Consider the following 13535-nt stretch of genomic DNA (forward strand, 5'->3'; position numbering starts at 1 on the left):
CCGACGGCTGGCACGATCACCGGATGCCGCCGCGCCGCACCCTCGGGTCTATCACGGTCACCGCCCTGACCGACGGGGAGGGGCCGTTCTTCCAGCCGCGCGGGGAGGCGTTCCCGGCCGCCACGGCCGAGCAGTGGGCCGCCGCCGACCGGCGCGACCCGGCCACGGTCACCGACGACGGCCGCTGGTGGCTGCCGTTCCGCTGCTTCGCCCTGCGTGCCGGGGACGGCCCGGTCACCCTGGTCGACGCCGGCATCGGCCCGGCCGACGCGCCCGCCGCGAGCTGGGCCCCGGTGCCCGGCCGGCTGCCCGCCGAGCTGGCCGCCGCCGGCATCGACCCGGCCGACGTCCGCACGGTGGTGCTGACCCACCTGCACACCGACCACGTCGGCTGGGCCGTCGTCGGCACCCCCTGGTTCCGCAACGCCGACTACCTCGTCCAGCGCGCCGAGCTGGCCGCCCTCGCCTCGCTCAACCCCGGGCTGGAGGCCGGCCTGGTCGCGCCGTTACGCGCCGCCGGCCAGCTCCGGGTCCTCGACGGCGACACCCCGCTCACCCCGGGGGTACGCGTGCTGAGCACGCCCGGGCACACCCCCGGCCACCAGTCGGTGCTGGTGGACTCCGGCGACGAGCGGCTGCTGGTCACGGGCGACCTGCTGGTGCACGCGGTCCAGCTCGTCGACCCCGACCTGGCGTACGCCCACGAGGAGCAGCCGGAGACGGCGCGCGCCTCGCGGGCGGCGCTGCTGCGCGACCTGGCCGCGCGGGGCCCGGCGGCCCTGGCCACGCCGCACCTGGGCGAGCCGTTCGTGGCGCTCTGAGCGCGGCGGCCCTGCCACATCCCGGCCGCTCGGACGGGCGGCGGAAACGGCGAAGGGGCGGGCCCGGCGTCGCCGGCCCGCCCCTTCCGCACCACTCACATGCTGGCGACGTCGGCCTGCTTCGCGCGGACGGCCTCGGCGGCCTCCTTGAGGCTGGCCAGCTCGTCGGCGTCGAGGTCGGTCTCGACGACCCGCTTGACGCCCTCGGCGCCGATCTGGGCCTCGACGCCCAGGTAGACGCCGGAGATGCCGTACTCGCCGTCGACCCAGGCGCAGACCGGCATGACCTCGCCGGAGTCCTCCGCGACGGCCTTGGCCATCCGGGCGGCGGCGGCCGACGGGGCGTAGTAGGCCGAGCCGGTCTTCAGCAGCGCGACCACCTCGGCGCCGCCGTTGCGGGTCTTGACGACCAACTCCTCGATCTGCTCGGCCGGCATGGCCTCGCGCAGCGGCTTGCCGTCGACGGTGCTCTGCGACGGCACCGGGACCATGGTGTCGCCGTGCGAGCCCAGGGTCAGCGTCTTCACCGACCGCACCGGCACGCCGAGCGCCTCGGCGACGAAGTTGGTGAACCGGGCGGTGTCGAGCATGCCGGCCTGGCCGAGCACCCGGTTCTTGGGGAACTGGGTGGCGAGCTGGGCCAGCGCGGTCATCTCGTCGAGCGGGTTCGACACGACGATGACGACGGCGTTCGGGGCGTACTTGGCGACGTTCTCGGAGACCTGGCGGACGATCTTGGCGTTCGTCTCCAGCAGGTCCATCCGGCTCATGCCCGGCTTGCGCGGGAGGCCGGCGGTGATCACCACGACGTCCGAGCCCTCGATGGCCTCGTAGCCCTCGCCGTTCGGGCCGGTGGTGACGCCGACGACCTTGGTCTCGAAGCCCTCGACGGCCCGCGACTGGTTGAGGTCCAGGGCCAGGCCGGCGGGCTTGCCCTCCACGATGTCGGTGATCACGACGGTGTCGAAGACGTCGTACTCGGCCAGGCGCTGCGCGGTGGTGGAGCCGTAGAAGCCGGCCCCGACGACAGTGACCTTCTTACCCATGGTCGTCCCACTCCCTGTTACCAGTCGTTTTCCGGACCGTATCAGTCATCCTGGCAGCCCACCGGCCAGGGGCGGCGGCCATCGGCGGGATGGGGCGAACGTCACCGTCGCCGGGTTCGCCCCGGCGACTGCCGGGTCGGGCTCAGCCGCGCCCGGCCCGGCAGGGCGGGACGACCCGGCCGCGCCGGACCGGCGGGGGCTCAGCCGCGCTCGGCCCGCTCGACGACGTTGGTCAGCAGCATGGCGCGCGTCATCGGGCCGACGCCGCCGGGCATCGGGACCACCTTGCCGGCCACCTCGGCGACCTCGGGGTCGACGTCGCCGGTGTAGCGGCCCTTGCCGTCCGCCCCGATCACCCGGGTGATGCCGACGTCGACCACCGTCGCGCCGGGGGTGACCATGTCGGCGGTGAGCAGGCCCGGCACCCCGGCCGCGACGATCACGATCTCGGCCGCGCGGGTGTGGCCGGCGAGGTCGAGCGTGCCGGTGTGGCAGAGGGTGACCGTGGCGTTCTCACTGCGCCGGGTCAGCAGCAAGCCCAGCGGACGGCCGACGGTGTTGCCCCGGCCCACGACGGCGACGTTCGCGCCGCGCAGCGGCACGTCGTGCCGGCGGAGCAGCTCGACGATGCCGCGCGGGGTGCAGGGCAGCGGGCCGTCGTAGCCGAGGACCAGCCGGCCGAGGTTGACCGGGTGCAGGCCGTCGGCGTCCTTGTCGGGGTCGATCATCTCCAGCGCCCGCTGGGTGTCCAGGTGACCGGGCAGCGGCAGCTGCACGATGTAGCCGTGGCAGGCCGGGTCGGCGTTCAGCTCGGCGAGGACGTCGTCGACCTGCTGCTGGGTGGCGTCGGCGGGCAGCTCGCGGCGGATCGAGGCGATCCCCACCTCGGCGCAGTCGCGGTGCTTGCCGTTGACGTACGCCTGGGAGCCCGGATCGGCCCCGACCAGGACCGTGCCCAGCCCGGGGACGACGCCCCGCTCCGCCAGTGCCTTCACCCGCGCCCGCAGCTCGTCCTTGATCTCCGCCGCGGTCGCCTTGCCGTCCAGGATCGTCGCCGTCACGCCCAGATCGTCTCACGTCCGCCCGCCCCGCTGCCTGCGGACCCGGGGCGGGCCGGTCGAGGCAGCGGGGCGGGGCGCGGCGGCGGCATCAGCGGCTCGACCCACCAGGATCGGCGGGTCGAGCTGGCGGGGTCAGTGGAAGAAGTGGCGGGTGCCGGTGAGGTAGAGCGTGACGCCGGCCTCCTTGCAGGCGGCGGCGACCTCTTCGTCGCGGATCGAGCCGCCCGGCTGGACGATCGCCTTCACCCCGGCCGCGATGAGGACCTGCGCGCCGTCGGCGAACGGGAAGAACGCGTCCGAGGCGCAGACCGAGCCGGCCGCCCGGTCGGCACCGGCCCGGGTGACGGCGAGCTGCGCCGAGTCGACCCGGTTGACCTGGCCCATGCCGACGCCGACGGTCGCGCCGTCCTTCGCCAGCAGGATCGCGTTGCTCTTCACCGCGCGCACGGCCCGCCAGGCGAACGCCAGGTCGCGCAGGGTCGCCTCGTCGGCCGCCTCGCCGGTGGCGAGCCGCCAGTTGGCCGGGTCGTCGCCGTCGGCGTCGACGGCGTCGCGCGTCTGCACCAGCATCCCGCCGGTGACCTGCCGCCACTCCGCTGGCAGCGGGGCGTACGCCGGGGCGCGCAGCAGCCGCAGGTTCTTCTTCGCCCGCAGCAGCTCGAGCGCGTCCTCGTCGAAGCCCGGCGCCACCAGCACCTCGGTGAACACCTCGGCGACCTGCCGGGCCAGCTCGGCGGTCACCGGCCGGTTGACGGCGATCACGCCGCCGTACGCCGAGACCGGGTCGCACGCGTGCGCCTTGCGGTGCGCGTCGGCGACGTCGGCCCCGACGGCGATCCCGCACGGGTTGGCGTGCTTGATGATCGCCACGGCCGGCCGGTCGGCGAAGTCGTTCGCCGCCCGCCACGCGGCGTCCGCGTCGACGTAGTTGTTGTAGGACATCTCCTTGCCGTGCAGCTGCTCCGCCTGCGCCAGGCCGGCGGGGCTGGCCGGGTCGGCGTAGAGGGCGGCGGCCTGGTGCGGGTTCTCGCCGTAGCGCAGCACCGCCGAGCGGCGCAGCGACAGCCCGGCGAACTCCGGCCACCCGGCGGCGTCGGGGGCGAGCGTGGCCGCGCACCACTGCGCCACGGCCACGTCGTACTCGGCGATGGCGGCGAACGCGCGGGCCGCCAGCACCCGGCGCTGGGCCAGGGTGAACCCGCCCGCGCCGAGGGCGGCCACCAGCTCCGGGTACGCGGCCGGGTCGGTGACCACCGCGACGGACGCGTGGTTCTTGGCGGCGGCGCGCACCATCGCCGGCCCGCCGATGTCGATCTGCTCCACGCACTCCTCGACGTCGGCGCCGGAGGCGACCGTGTCCTGGAACGGGTAGAGGTTCGACACCAGCAGGTCGATGCCGGCGATGCCGTGCTCGTCGAGCTGGGCGGCGTGCGCGGGCTTGCGCAGGTCGGCCAGGAGCCCGCCGTGGATCAGCGGGTGCAGGGTCTTGACCCGGCCGTCGAGGATCTCGGGGAAGCCGGTCACCGACTCCACCGGGGTCACCGGCACCCCGGCGGCGGCGACGGTCGACGCGGTGCTGCCGGTCGAGACGATTTCCACGCCGGCCGCGTGCAGGGCCTGGGCCAACTCGACCAGGCCGCTCTTGTCGTAGACGCTGACCAGCGCCCGCCGGATCGGGCGGCGCTCGTCCTGACTGGAACTCACGGGACCGTGACCTTTCTTCCGGTGATCGTCCAACCTTCGCGGACCAGCCGACCGACCTGCTCGACGAGCTGACGCCGCTCGGCGGACTTGATGCGCTCGGTGAGCGTCTCCTCGTCGTCGTCGTCGCACACGGGGACGGCGACCTGGGCCACGATCGGCCCGGTGTCCATGCCGGCGTCGACGAAGAAGAGGGTGGCCCCGGTGATCTTCACGCCGTAGGCGAGGGCGTCGCGGGGGCCGTGGATGCCGGGGAACGCCGGCAGCAGCGTGTTGTGGGTGTTGAGGTAGCGGTCGCCGAACGCGGCGAGGAACTCCGGGCCGACCAGCTTGAGGAAGCCGGCGGAGACCACCAGGTCGGGGCGGTGCGCGGCGACCTGCCTGGTCAGCGCGACGTCCCAGGCCGCCCGGGTGGGGTGGTCCTTCACCCGCTCGACGAAGGTCGGCACCCCGGCGGCGGCAGCCCGGTCCAGGCCCGCGATCCCGTCGCGGTCCGCGCCCACGGCGACGACCCGGGCACCGTACGCGGGGTCGGCGGCGGCGTCGAGCAGCGCCTGGAGGTTGCTCCCGGAGCCGGAGACGAGGACGACGATGCGGGCGACGGACGCGGGCTCGGTCACGCGGCCACCCTATCGGGCAGGTCGGGCCCACCCCCGGGCGGGCGGCCAGGTCGGGGCCGCGCGGGGCAGACGGCCCGGGGCCGCACAGCAACCCGCGGGGTGCCCAGGTCCGGGCCGAAATCGGTGACACTTCCTGTCGCCCGGACCCTGTACGCTGCCGGTCGCTCGGTGCCCGGCGCAGGCCGGGTCCCGCACCTGTCAGTGACGCGACACGCGCGGTGTGTCGACGGAATGAGGAGCACCCAGGATGCAGCCCGGTTACCAGTCCCCCCAACCGCAACAGATCAATAACAACATGACGATGTCCATCGTGGCCATCTTCCTCTTCTGGCCGCTGGCCATCCCCGCCATCATCAACGCGTCGAAGGTCAACCCGCTGATCCAGCAGGGTGACTACGCGGGGGCGCAGGCGGCGGCGGCCGAGTCGAAGAAGTGGTCCAAGTGGGCCCTGATCGTCGGCATCGTCTGGCTCGTGATCGTCCTCGTGTGCTGCGCGCTGGGTGGTCTTGCCGGGATCATGGGTGGAGCCAGCAGCACCAGCAGCTACTGATTCAGCCCGAAGCAAGGAGCACCGACGCATGCAGCCCGGTCAGGACCCGTACGGCCAGCAGCCCCACGACCCGAACCAGCCGCAGTACCACGACCCGTACGCCCCGCCGCCCCCGGCGCCGTACGGGCAGCAGCCGACATCGGGTCAGCCGTACGGGCAGGACCCGTACGCCTCGCCGCCCCCGCCGCCGTACGGGCAGCCCACCTCGGGCCAGCCGTACGGGCAGGACCCGTATGCCCAGCAGCCGCCCTACGGGGCCGCGCCGGGCTACCCGAACGCCGGCTACCCGCAGCCGCAGGGGCAGAACAACACCCTCGGCCTAGTGTCGATGATCCTCGGCATCGCGTCGATCCCGCTGGTCTGCTGCCTCTACCTGGGCGTCCCGGTCGGCATCGCCGCCGTGGTCACCGGCTACCTGGGCCAGCAGAAGGCGGCGCAGGGGCTGGCCAGCAACGGCAGCCAGGCCAAGACCGGCCTGATCTGTGGTGCGATCGGCGCCGGGCTCGGCGTCCTGCTGTTCATCCTCGGCATCGTGGGGAACGTGAGCCTGCCCACCACCTGAGGCGGGCACCAGGCCACCTGGTCGCACGGCATGCGAGGGGCGTTCCGGAGTTCTCCGGGGCGCCCCTCGACGCATCCCGCCCGCCTCGCGCAGGTGTGAGCGGGGCGCCCCTCTCTGCCGTATGCGTTAAGAGGGGGCCCTTCCTTTCCCGCGCAGCGCGCGGGTGGCGGCGGCGCCGAGCAGGGCACCGGCCGCGATCACGGCGGCGGCCACCCCGGCCACCTGCCAGCCGACCGGGCCGATCTCGGCCAGCCGGCCGCCGCCGAGCGGGCCGCCGGAGACCGCCGCGAGCGCGCCGAGCAGCAGCCCGGCGACCGGGCCGGCCAGCGCCGCCGGGGCGAGCAGCGCCGGCCAGGCCACCTCGGCGCGGTCCTCGGCGGCGATCCGCAGCAGCCGGCGGGCGAGCAACCACCCGGCGGCCATGCCGGCCAGGACGGGCACGGCGAGCAGGCCCGCACCGTAGCCGTCGACGGGCCCGCTGGGCAGCCCCGCCAGCAGCGGCACGGCCGGCAGCGCGCCGACGGAGACCTCGCTGGTGCGGACGGCGGTGTCGACGCCGACGGCGAACCCGGGGCCGAGCAGGTAGCTGGCCGACCAGATCGTCGCGTTCGGCGCGTAGGCGAGGCTGACCAGGGTGATCCCGGCCTGCCCGGCCACCCCGGTGCGGTAGGCGCCGATCATGTCGGCGGCGTCGCCGCCCCCGGTGGCCACCGCGAGCCCCGCTGCTCCGGCCCCCGCGCCGAGCAGCAGCAGCCCGGCGACGAGGCCGGTGCGCACCCCGTCCCGGAGCTGCGTGGGGGCCCGGGCGGCGAGCAGGCGGGCCACGGCGGTGGTCCGCAGCGCCCCGGCCAGGGCCGCGAGCGTGCCGACGAGGGCGAACGTCGCCCCGGCGCGGGCCGGGGCGGCACCGGCGGGCACGGCGGCGAGCGCGCCGAGCAGCGCGTACCCGATGCCGACCGCGCCGGCGGCGGTGAGCGCCTGGCGCGGGGAGCCCCCGCCCCGCGCCCCGATGGCCCGGCTGGCGTGCACCCCGGCGCGGGTGAGCCGCCAGACGGCCAGCGCGGTCAGCGCGAGCGGGGTCAGGCCGAACGGCCCGGCGTCGGTGGTGAGCGGGACGCCGTGGCCGAGCAGCCAGCCGGCGAGCCCGGCGCGCAGCGCGCCGGTGACGGAGCCGGCGTCCTCGGTGAGCTGGGCGAGCCCGAGCACGAGGGCGACCGGCAGGTAGGAGGTGAGCGCGGCCCAGGCTGCGGCGACCCCGGCGGCCACCGCGAGCGGGGCCCGACCGCGGGGGGACTCCCCGGGCCGGGGTGCGGGCCCCCGGGGGCCCGGGACGCGGCCGGCGGGCCGGGCGTCGGCGCCGACCCTGGCGGCCGGGCGGCGGGGCTGGTCAGGGGTGACGGAGGACATCGGCTCTACTCTGGCACGTCGCGCCGTCGCGGGCAGTCCGATACCGCCCCCGACCGGCCGGAAGTTCGGTGATCCACCGACCTGGCACCCCCGATCCGGTCTAGCCTCGGCCCCAGGACGCGAATTCCTGTCGCGGCCGCGGACCGCTCGGAGGAAGCCGTGAATGCTCCGTATCCACCGCCCCCTGCGCAGGCCGGGGGCCGGGACCGCACCACGCTGTGGGGCGTGCTCGGCATCATCCTGGGCCTGCTCTGCTGCGGCATCCTGGGGATCATCTTCGGGTACCTGTCGATCCGGGACGCCAAGCGGTACGGCCAGTCCCCGGTGCTGGGTTACCTCGCCATCGCGTTCGGCGTGATCAACATCATCGGCAGCGCGATCCTGCGGGCGAGCGGCAACTACCCGTTCTGGAACAACAACTGACCCGTCACTGCGCCACGATGGGGCACCGTGACGACGCGAGGGGGCCGACCGGCTCGGTCGACCCCCTCGGCGCGTCTCGCGGCGGTCAGCCGGCGGACATGATCTCCCGCATGAGCTTGGCGGTCTCGGTCGGGGTCTTGCCGACCTTCACGCCGACGGCCTCCAGCGCCTCCTTCTTCGCCTCGGCGGTGCCCGCCGAGCCGGAGATGATCGCGCCGGCGTGGCCCATGGTCTTGCCGGGGGGCGCGGTGAAGCCGGCGATGTAGCCGACCACCGGCTTGGTGACGTGGGACTTGATGAACTCGGCGGCCCGCTCCTCGGCGTCGCCGCCGATCTCGCCGATCATCACGATGGCGTCGGTGTCCGGGTCGGCCTCGAACGCGGCCAGGGCGTCGATGTGGGTGGTCCCGATGATCGGGTCACCGCCGATGCCGACGCAGGTCGAGAAGCCGATGTCGCGCAGCTCGTACATCATCTGGTAGGTCAGGGTGCCGCTCTTGCTGACCAGGCCGATGCGGCCGGAGCCGGTGATGTCGGCCGGGATGATGCCGGCGTTGGACGCGCCCGGCGAGGCGATGCCGGGGCAGTTCGGCCCGATGATCCGGGTGCGCTCGCCCTTGGCCACGTTGTACGCCCAGAAGGCGGCGGTGTCGTGCACCGGCACGCCCTCGGTGATGACCACGGCCAGCGGGATCCCGGCGTCGATCGCCTCGATCACGGCGGCCTTGGTGAACTGCGGCGGGACGAAGATGACCGTCACGTCGGCGCCGGTCTCGGCCATCGCGTCGGCGACGGTCGCGAAGACCGGCAGCGCGGTGCCGTCGAAGTCGACGCTCTGGCCCGCCTTGCGCGGGTTGGTGCCGCCGACGACGTTCGTGCCGGCGGCGAGCATCCGCCGGGTGTGCTTGGAACCCTCGGAGCCGGTCATCCCCTGCACGATGACCTTCGAGTCCTTGGTCAGCCAGATAGCCATTGTCAGACCCCCGCAGCCGCCAGCTCGGCGGCCCGCTCGGCCGCGCCGTCCATGGTGTCGACCCGCTGCACCAGCGGGTTGTTCGCGCCGTCGAGGATCGCCCGGCCGGCCTCGGCGTTGTTGCCGTCCAGCCGGACGACGAGCGGCTTGGTGACCTTCTCGCCGCGCTGCTCCAGCAGGGCCAGCGCCTGCACGATGCCGTTGGCGACCTCGTCGCAGGCGGTGATGCCGCCGAAGACGTTGACGAAGACGCTGCGCACCGACGGGTCGGACAGGACGATCTCCAGCCCGTTGGCCATCACCGCGGCGCTCGCGCCGCCGCCGATGTCGAGGAAGTTGGCCGGCTTGACGTTGCCGTGCCGCTCGCCCGCGTAGGCCACGACGTCGAGGGTGGACATGACCAGGCCCGCGCCGTTGCCGATGATGCCGACCTCGCCGTCGAGCTTGACGTAGTTGAGGTCCTTCTCCTTGGCGGCCTGCTCCAGCGGGTCCACGGCGGCCTGGTCGACGAGCGCCTCGTGGTCCGGGTGCCGGAACGCGGCGTTCTCGTCCAGGGTGACCTTCGCGTCGAGCAGCAGCAGCTTGCCGTCGCCGGTCTTGGCCAGCGGGTTCACCTCGACCAGCGTGGCGTCCTCGGCGACGAACGCCTGCCACAGGCCCACGGCGACCTCGACGACCTGGTCGGCGACGTCGGCCGGGAAGCCGGCGGCGGTGACGATCTCGCGGGCCTTCGCCTCGTCGACGCCCTTGACGGCGTCGATCGGGGCCTTGACGACCTTGTCCGGGGTGTCGGCGGCGACCTGCTCGATGTCCATGCCGCCGGCGACGCTGGCGATGCAGAGGAAGGTGCGGTTCGCCCGGTCGAGCAGGTAGGAGAAGTAGTACTCCTCGGCCACGTCCGCCGTCACGGTGATCATGACCTTGTGGACCGTGTGACCCTTGATGTCCATGCCGAGGATGTCGGTGGCGCGGGCCACCGTCTCATCCGTGCCCTCGGCCAGCTTGACGCCGCCGGCCTTGCCACGGCCACCGACCTTCACCTGTGCCTTGACGACCACCCGGCCGCCGAGGCGTTCGGCGATCGCGCGGGCCTCCTCCGGGGTGTTGGCGACGCCGCCGGCCAGCACGGGCAAGCCGTGCCGCTCGAACAGGTCCCGCCCCTGGTACTCGTACAGGTCCACGATTGCGCGTCCCGTCCCGTCTCCGCGGCGCGCCGTCGCGCCGCCACCAGCGTTGTGGAATCAGTTTGACGCCTGTCATCAGTTGAAACAGGCCATTGGGCGCAGCCTAGCGAGGTCGGCACCGGCGGCAACCGAGCGGGTGCGCGGTGTGCCCTACTCCACAACCAGCGGGATCGCGGCCGTCGGCGGGGTGCGCAACAGCGCGCGTGGGAATTCCGCAGACGATGTTCCCAGGTCGGCGTAACCCCACGGTCAGGGCGTCGTTGAGTCAGGTGTCGGAGCGCTGCTGAGCGCGAAGACGGGAGACGGCCGATGCCCTGTCGGTCGAGGGGTGGCGGCGGGGCATCGTGCATAGAGGGGCCGGACGTGTGAGGGGTGCGTCCGGCCCCTCCCCCCTGCCCGGGGAAAGGTGCCGGGGCGCGGGTCAGGCGACCGGCTGGGCCACGTTGGCCCGCACCCACTCGACGATCGACTGCGTGGTCGCGCCCGGGGTGAAGATCTTCTTGACGCCGAGCTGCTCCAGCTCGGGGATGTCGGCGTCGGGGACGATGCCGCCGCCGAAGACGACGATGTCCTGCGCGTCCCGCTCGCCCAGCAGCTCGACGACCCGCCGGAACAGGGTCATGTGCGCGCCGGAGAGCACCGAGAGCCCGACCGCGTCGGCGTCCTCCTGGATGGCCGTCTCGACGATCTGCTCCGGGGTCTGGTGCAGGCCGGTGTAGATGACCTCCATGCCGGCGTCGCGGAGGGCGCGGGCGACGACCTTGGCCCCCCGGTCGTGGCCGTCGAGGCCCGGCTTCGCGACGACGACCCGGATACGAGAGCTCATCAGCGGACACCTTTCGAGGGCGCTACGACTGTCACCTGAACGAACGGTAACCCGGCGGGTCGTCGGCAGGGAATCCGACCGGCCCTTCGAAGGAGGAGCCTAGGGGTCCGGGGCGGGGGGTCGGACATTCGGGCGACAGCGGTCACGGTGGGCGACGAACGGGCAGGTGAGGGCACGTATGACCAAGTGACGAGGCGTGACAATAAAGGACGTAAACGGACAGATCGACACGCCAATTACCCCGTCTGGCTTGTGACGGGCGTGGTGGTTGGCTACCGTGTCCACGGTTGTCATCAGGTCCACGGACGGGTGACGACGCGGCCAGCCGACGTTCACCACCGCTTCACGAGCGCCGGCCGACCGCATCGGAACCCCGACAACGGAGGGTGTGCGTGCGCCAGCGCCTGTCGTCTGAGCCCGATCGATATCGCGGCCGCCGCCGCGTACCCACCCCGCCGCGGAGCCGCTACGCCGCCGTCGTCACCACCGCGTTCGTCGGTGCCGGCATCGTCGCGATCGGCGCGGGAGCCCTGCCGGACGCCAAGAGCGTCAGCCCGTCGGTCCTCGACGAGCTGAAGCAGGCCTCCATCACCAGCCAGGACGCGGCGGCCCGCGCGGACTCCGCCGACCGGGCCTCCCGCGACAGCCGGGTCGAGACGAAGGCGGCCGGCGAGCAGGAGACCTGGCTCCTGCCGCTGCAGGGCTACGACTTCAACTCCCCCTACGGCATGCGCTGGGGCAAGCTGCACACCGGGATCGACCTGGTAGCCCCCGAGGGCACCCCGTACGTGGCCATCCACGAGGGCACCGTCACCAAGGCCGGCTGGTTCGGCGGCTACGGCTACGCGGTGATCGTCAAGCACGCCGACGGCACCGAGGCCATCTACGGCCACTCCTCCGCGGTGAGCGTCAAGGAGGGGCAGCAGGTCAAGGCCGGCGACCAGCTCGGCCTGGTCGGCAACACGGGCCACTCCTACGGCTCCCACCTGCACCTGGAGATCCATGTCAACGGGGACCCGCTGGACCCGGTGCCGTGGCTGCTGGAGCGCGGAGTGGACATCAAGATGCAAATCGAGCTGTACTACAGCGACGTAGCCGCTTCCTGACGCTACGCATCGACCGTTGACCGCCCGGATCAGCCGATCCGGGCGGTTCTTCGTGTTGCGCCCGCGCCGGAATGTCTGCTGCGTCACAGGCCCTGATGTGACCAGCAACACATCGTTGATGATCAATTATCCGGACGGGCGGGTCGACCACGGGACGCTACGGACACCGTCCTCCCGCGCCCACGCCGGTTCCCCAGTCCCCCCACCCGCCTCCTCACCAGCACGAACACCAGTATTTCGAGGTCCACGTCCCCTCGAAGGTGTAGGTCCGCCGTGCACGAAGAGAACATCCGCAACAGCAGCACCCCCGACGCGCCCGCCCGCCACCGGATGCGCCCCCGGCCCGGCACCCGGGCCCTGGTCGTCGGCGCGGTCGCCCTGCTCGGGCTCGGTCTCGCCGGTGCCGCCGTCGCCACCACCGCCGGCGACGACGACCCGGCCCCCGCCACCGTGGCGGTCGACGCCCCGGCCCGCGCCGAGGCAGCCGCCCGCGCCGACCGCGCCGCCCGTGAGTCGGCCAGCCCCGCCGCCAGCCCCAGCACCGTCTCGCCGAGCCCGTCGAGCGCCAGCCCCAGCCCGACGGCGACGAAGGCCACCGCCAAGCCGAAGCCCAAGCCGACCCCGAAGCCCGCGCCGAAGAAGACCAGCAAGCCCGCACCCGCCTGGGTCATCCCGATGGCGGGGGCGACGATCACCTCCTGCTACGGCCCGCGCGGGGGTGCCCTGCACGCCGGCATCGACTTCGCCATGCCCGCCGGCACCCCGATCCACGCCGCCGCCGCAGGCACGGTCGTGAAGGCCGGCGACGTCGGCGACGGCTACGGCATCTCCGTCTTCGTCGACCACGGCAACGGCTACCTGACCCACTACGCCCACCAGAGCCGCACCGCCGTCGGCGTCGGCGACAAGGTCAAGGCGGGCCAGGTCATCGGCTACGAGGGCTCCACCGGCGACTCGACCGGCCCGCACCTGTCGGTGTACGGGTTGGTGTCCCCAGGTAGGTACGGATGAACGTGGCCAGGTCGCGGCGTGGCGACGGGCCGGCGGGGTGTCCGATGAGTAAGACTTCGCCCGGTATGAGCTGGGCGGAGGGCGGCGATGGTTCTGCGGTCGGAGCGGTGGCTGGAGCTGCGCCGGTTCCGTGCGCTGCATGAGGCGGGGCTGAGCCTGTCACAGATCGCTCGGGAGACCGGTCTGGATCGCAAGACGGTGCGGAAGTACCTGGCGGGCGACGCTGCTCCGGCGCCGCCGCAGC

General features: G+C 73.5%; 15 protein-coding genes. 7 read left to right on the forward strand and 8 right to left on the reverse strand.

Annotated elements, in window-relative coordinates:
* The first annotated feature begins 23 nt into the window (after positions 1-23).
* Positions 24-821 carry an MBL fold metallo-hydrolase gene (locus tag GA0070558_RS07465; RefSeq protein WP_077938377.1) on the forward strand — a complete coding sequence of 266 codons (798 nt, stop codon included), beginning with the start codon at positions 24-26 and terminating at the stop codon, positions 819-821.
* 95 nt (positions 822-916) lie between these two features.
* Here GA0070558_RS07465 and mdh read toward each other — a convergent pair whose 3' ends face one another.
* The 4 genes from mdh to purN all read right to left on the reverse strand — a co-directional run bounded on the left by mdh (position 917) and on the right by purN (position 5249).
* A complete protein-coding gene (gene mdh, locus GA0070558_RS07470) occupies positions 917-1867 on the reverse strand; it encodes a malate dehydrogenase (protein WP_043965712.1) in 951 nt (316 codons plus the stop codon).
* Positions 1868-2067: 200 nt separating this feature from the next.
* Positions 2068-2928, reverse strand: a complete 861-nt coding sequence (locus tag GA0070558_RS07475; RefSeq protein WP_043965711.1) for a bifunctional methylenetetrahydrofolate dehydrogenase/methenyltetrahydrofolate cyclohydrolase — start codon at positions 2926-2928, stop codon at positions 2068-2070.
* Positions 2929-3060: 132 nt separating this feature from the next.
* On the reverse strand, positions 3061-4632 hold the full coding sequence (gene purH, locus GA0070558_RS07480) for a bifunctional phosphoribosylaminoimidazolecarboxamide formyltransferase/IMP cyclohydrolase (RefSeq protein WP_091277157.1): 1572 nt from the start codon (positions 4630-4632) through the stop codon (positions 3061-3063).
* Positions 4629-5249, reverse strand: a complete 621-nt coding sequence (gene purN / locus GA0070558_RS07485; protein WP_091277159.1) for a phosphoribosylglycinamide formyltransferase — start codon at positions 5247-5249, stop codon at positions 4629-4631. The genes purH and purN overlap by 4 nt, the downstream gene beginning before the upstream one ends.
* Before the next feature lie 295 nt (positions 5250-5544).
* Between purN and GA0070558_RS07490 the strand changes: the two genes are divergently transcribed.
* Both GA0070558_RS07490 and GA0070558_RS07495 read left to right on the forward strand, forming a co-directional pair.
* Positions 5545-5799, forward strand: a complete 255-nt coding sequence (locus GA0070558_RS07490) for a CD225/dispanin family protein (RefSeq protein WP_228986539.1) — start codon at positions 5545-5547, stop codon at positions 5797-5799.
* 28 nt (positions 5800-5827) lie between these two features.
* Positions 5828-6361 carry a DUF4190 domain-containing protein gene (locus tag GA0070558_RS07495; RefSeq protein WP_077938371.1) on the forward strand — a complete coding sequence of 178 codons (534 nt, stop codon included), beginning with the start codon at positions 5828-5830 and terminating at the stop codon, positions 6359-6361.
* Between the two features lie 126 nt (positions 6362-6487).
* On the opposite strand, the gene GA0070558_RS07500 is transcribed toward GA0070558_RS07495, so the two are convergent.
* On the reverse strand, positions 6488-7768 hold the full coding sequence (locus GA0070558_RS07500) for a cell division protein PerM (protein WP_091277163.1): 1281 nt from the start codon (positions 7766-7768) through the stop codon (positions 6488-6490).
* A 159-nt stretch (positions 7769-7927) separates the two neighbouring features.
* Here GA0070558_RS07500 and GA0070558_RS07505 point away from each other — a divergent pair, with 159 nt between their 5' ends.
* Positions 7928-8191, forward strand: coding sequence for a hypothetical protein (locus GA0070558_RS07505; protein ID WP_043965704.1), 264 nt, complete (start codon positions 7928-7930; stop codon positions 8189-8191).
* Positions 8192-8276: 85 nt separating this feature from the next.
* Here the strand turns inward: GA0070558_RS07505 and sucD are convergent, their stop codons facing one another.
* From sucD to icmB, 3 genes are all read right to left on the reverse strand, one after another.
* On the reverse strand, positions 8277-9164 hold the full coding sequence (gene sucD / locus GA0070558_RS07510; RefSeq protein ID WP_077938369.1) for a succinate--CoA ligase subunit alpha: 888 nt from the start codon (positions 9162-9164) through the stop codon (positions 8277-8279).
* A gap of 2 nt (positions 9165-9166) precedes the next feature.
* The gene (gene sucC / locus GA0070558_RS07515; protein ID WP_043965701.1) at positions 9167-10345 is read right to left on the reverse strand and encodes an ADP-forming succinate--CoA ligase subunit beta; all 1179 of its coding nucleotides are present in this window, start codon (positions 10343-10345) and stop codon (positions 9167-9169) included.
* Positions 10346-10769: 424 nt separating this feature from the next.
* On the reverse strand, positions 10770-11174 hold the full coding sequence (gene icmB / locus GA0070558_RS07520; protein ID WP_043965699.1) for a coenzyme B12-dependent isobutyryl CoA mutase small subunit: 405 nt from the start codon (positions 11172-11174) through the stop codon (positions 10770-10772).
* 392 nt (positions 11175-11566) lie between these two features.
* On the opposite strand from icmB, the gene GA0070558_RS07525 reads away from it, so the two are divergent.
* The 3 genes from GA0070558_RS07525 to GA0070558_RS07535 all read left to right on the forward strand — a co-directional run.
* On the forward strand, positions 11567-12280 hold the full coding sequence (locus GA0070558_RS07525; RefSeq protein ID WP_077938368.1) for a M23 family metallopeptidase: 714 nt from the start codon (positions 11567-11569) through the stop codon (positions 12278-12280).
* 330 nt (positions 12281-12610) lie between these two features.
* A complete protein-coding gene (locus GA0070558_RS07530; RefSeq protein ID WP_091277215.1) occupies positions 12611-13291 on the forward strand; it encodes a M23 family metallopeptidase in 681 nt (226 codons plus the stop codon).
* A gap of 87 nt (positions 13292-13378) precedes the next feature.
* Positions 13379-13535 (forward strand): helix-turn-helix domain-containing protein (locus GA0070558_RS07535; RefSeq protein ID WP_141722173.1); only part of this gene is annotated, 157 nt, incomplete at its 3' end.

The sequence above is a fragment of the Micromonospora haikouensis genome (assembly GCF_900091595.1).
Taxonomy (GTDB): domain Bacteria; phylum Actinomycetota; class Actinomycetes; order Mycobacteriales; family Micromonosporaceae; genus Micromonospora; species Micromonospora haikouensis.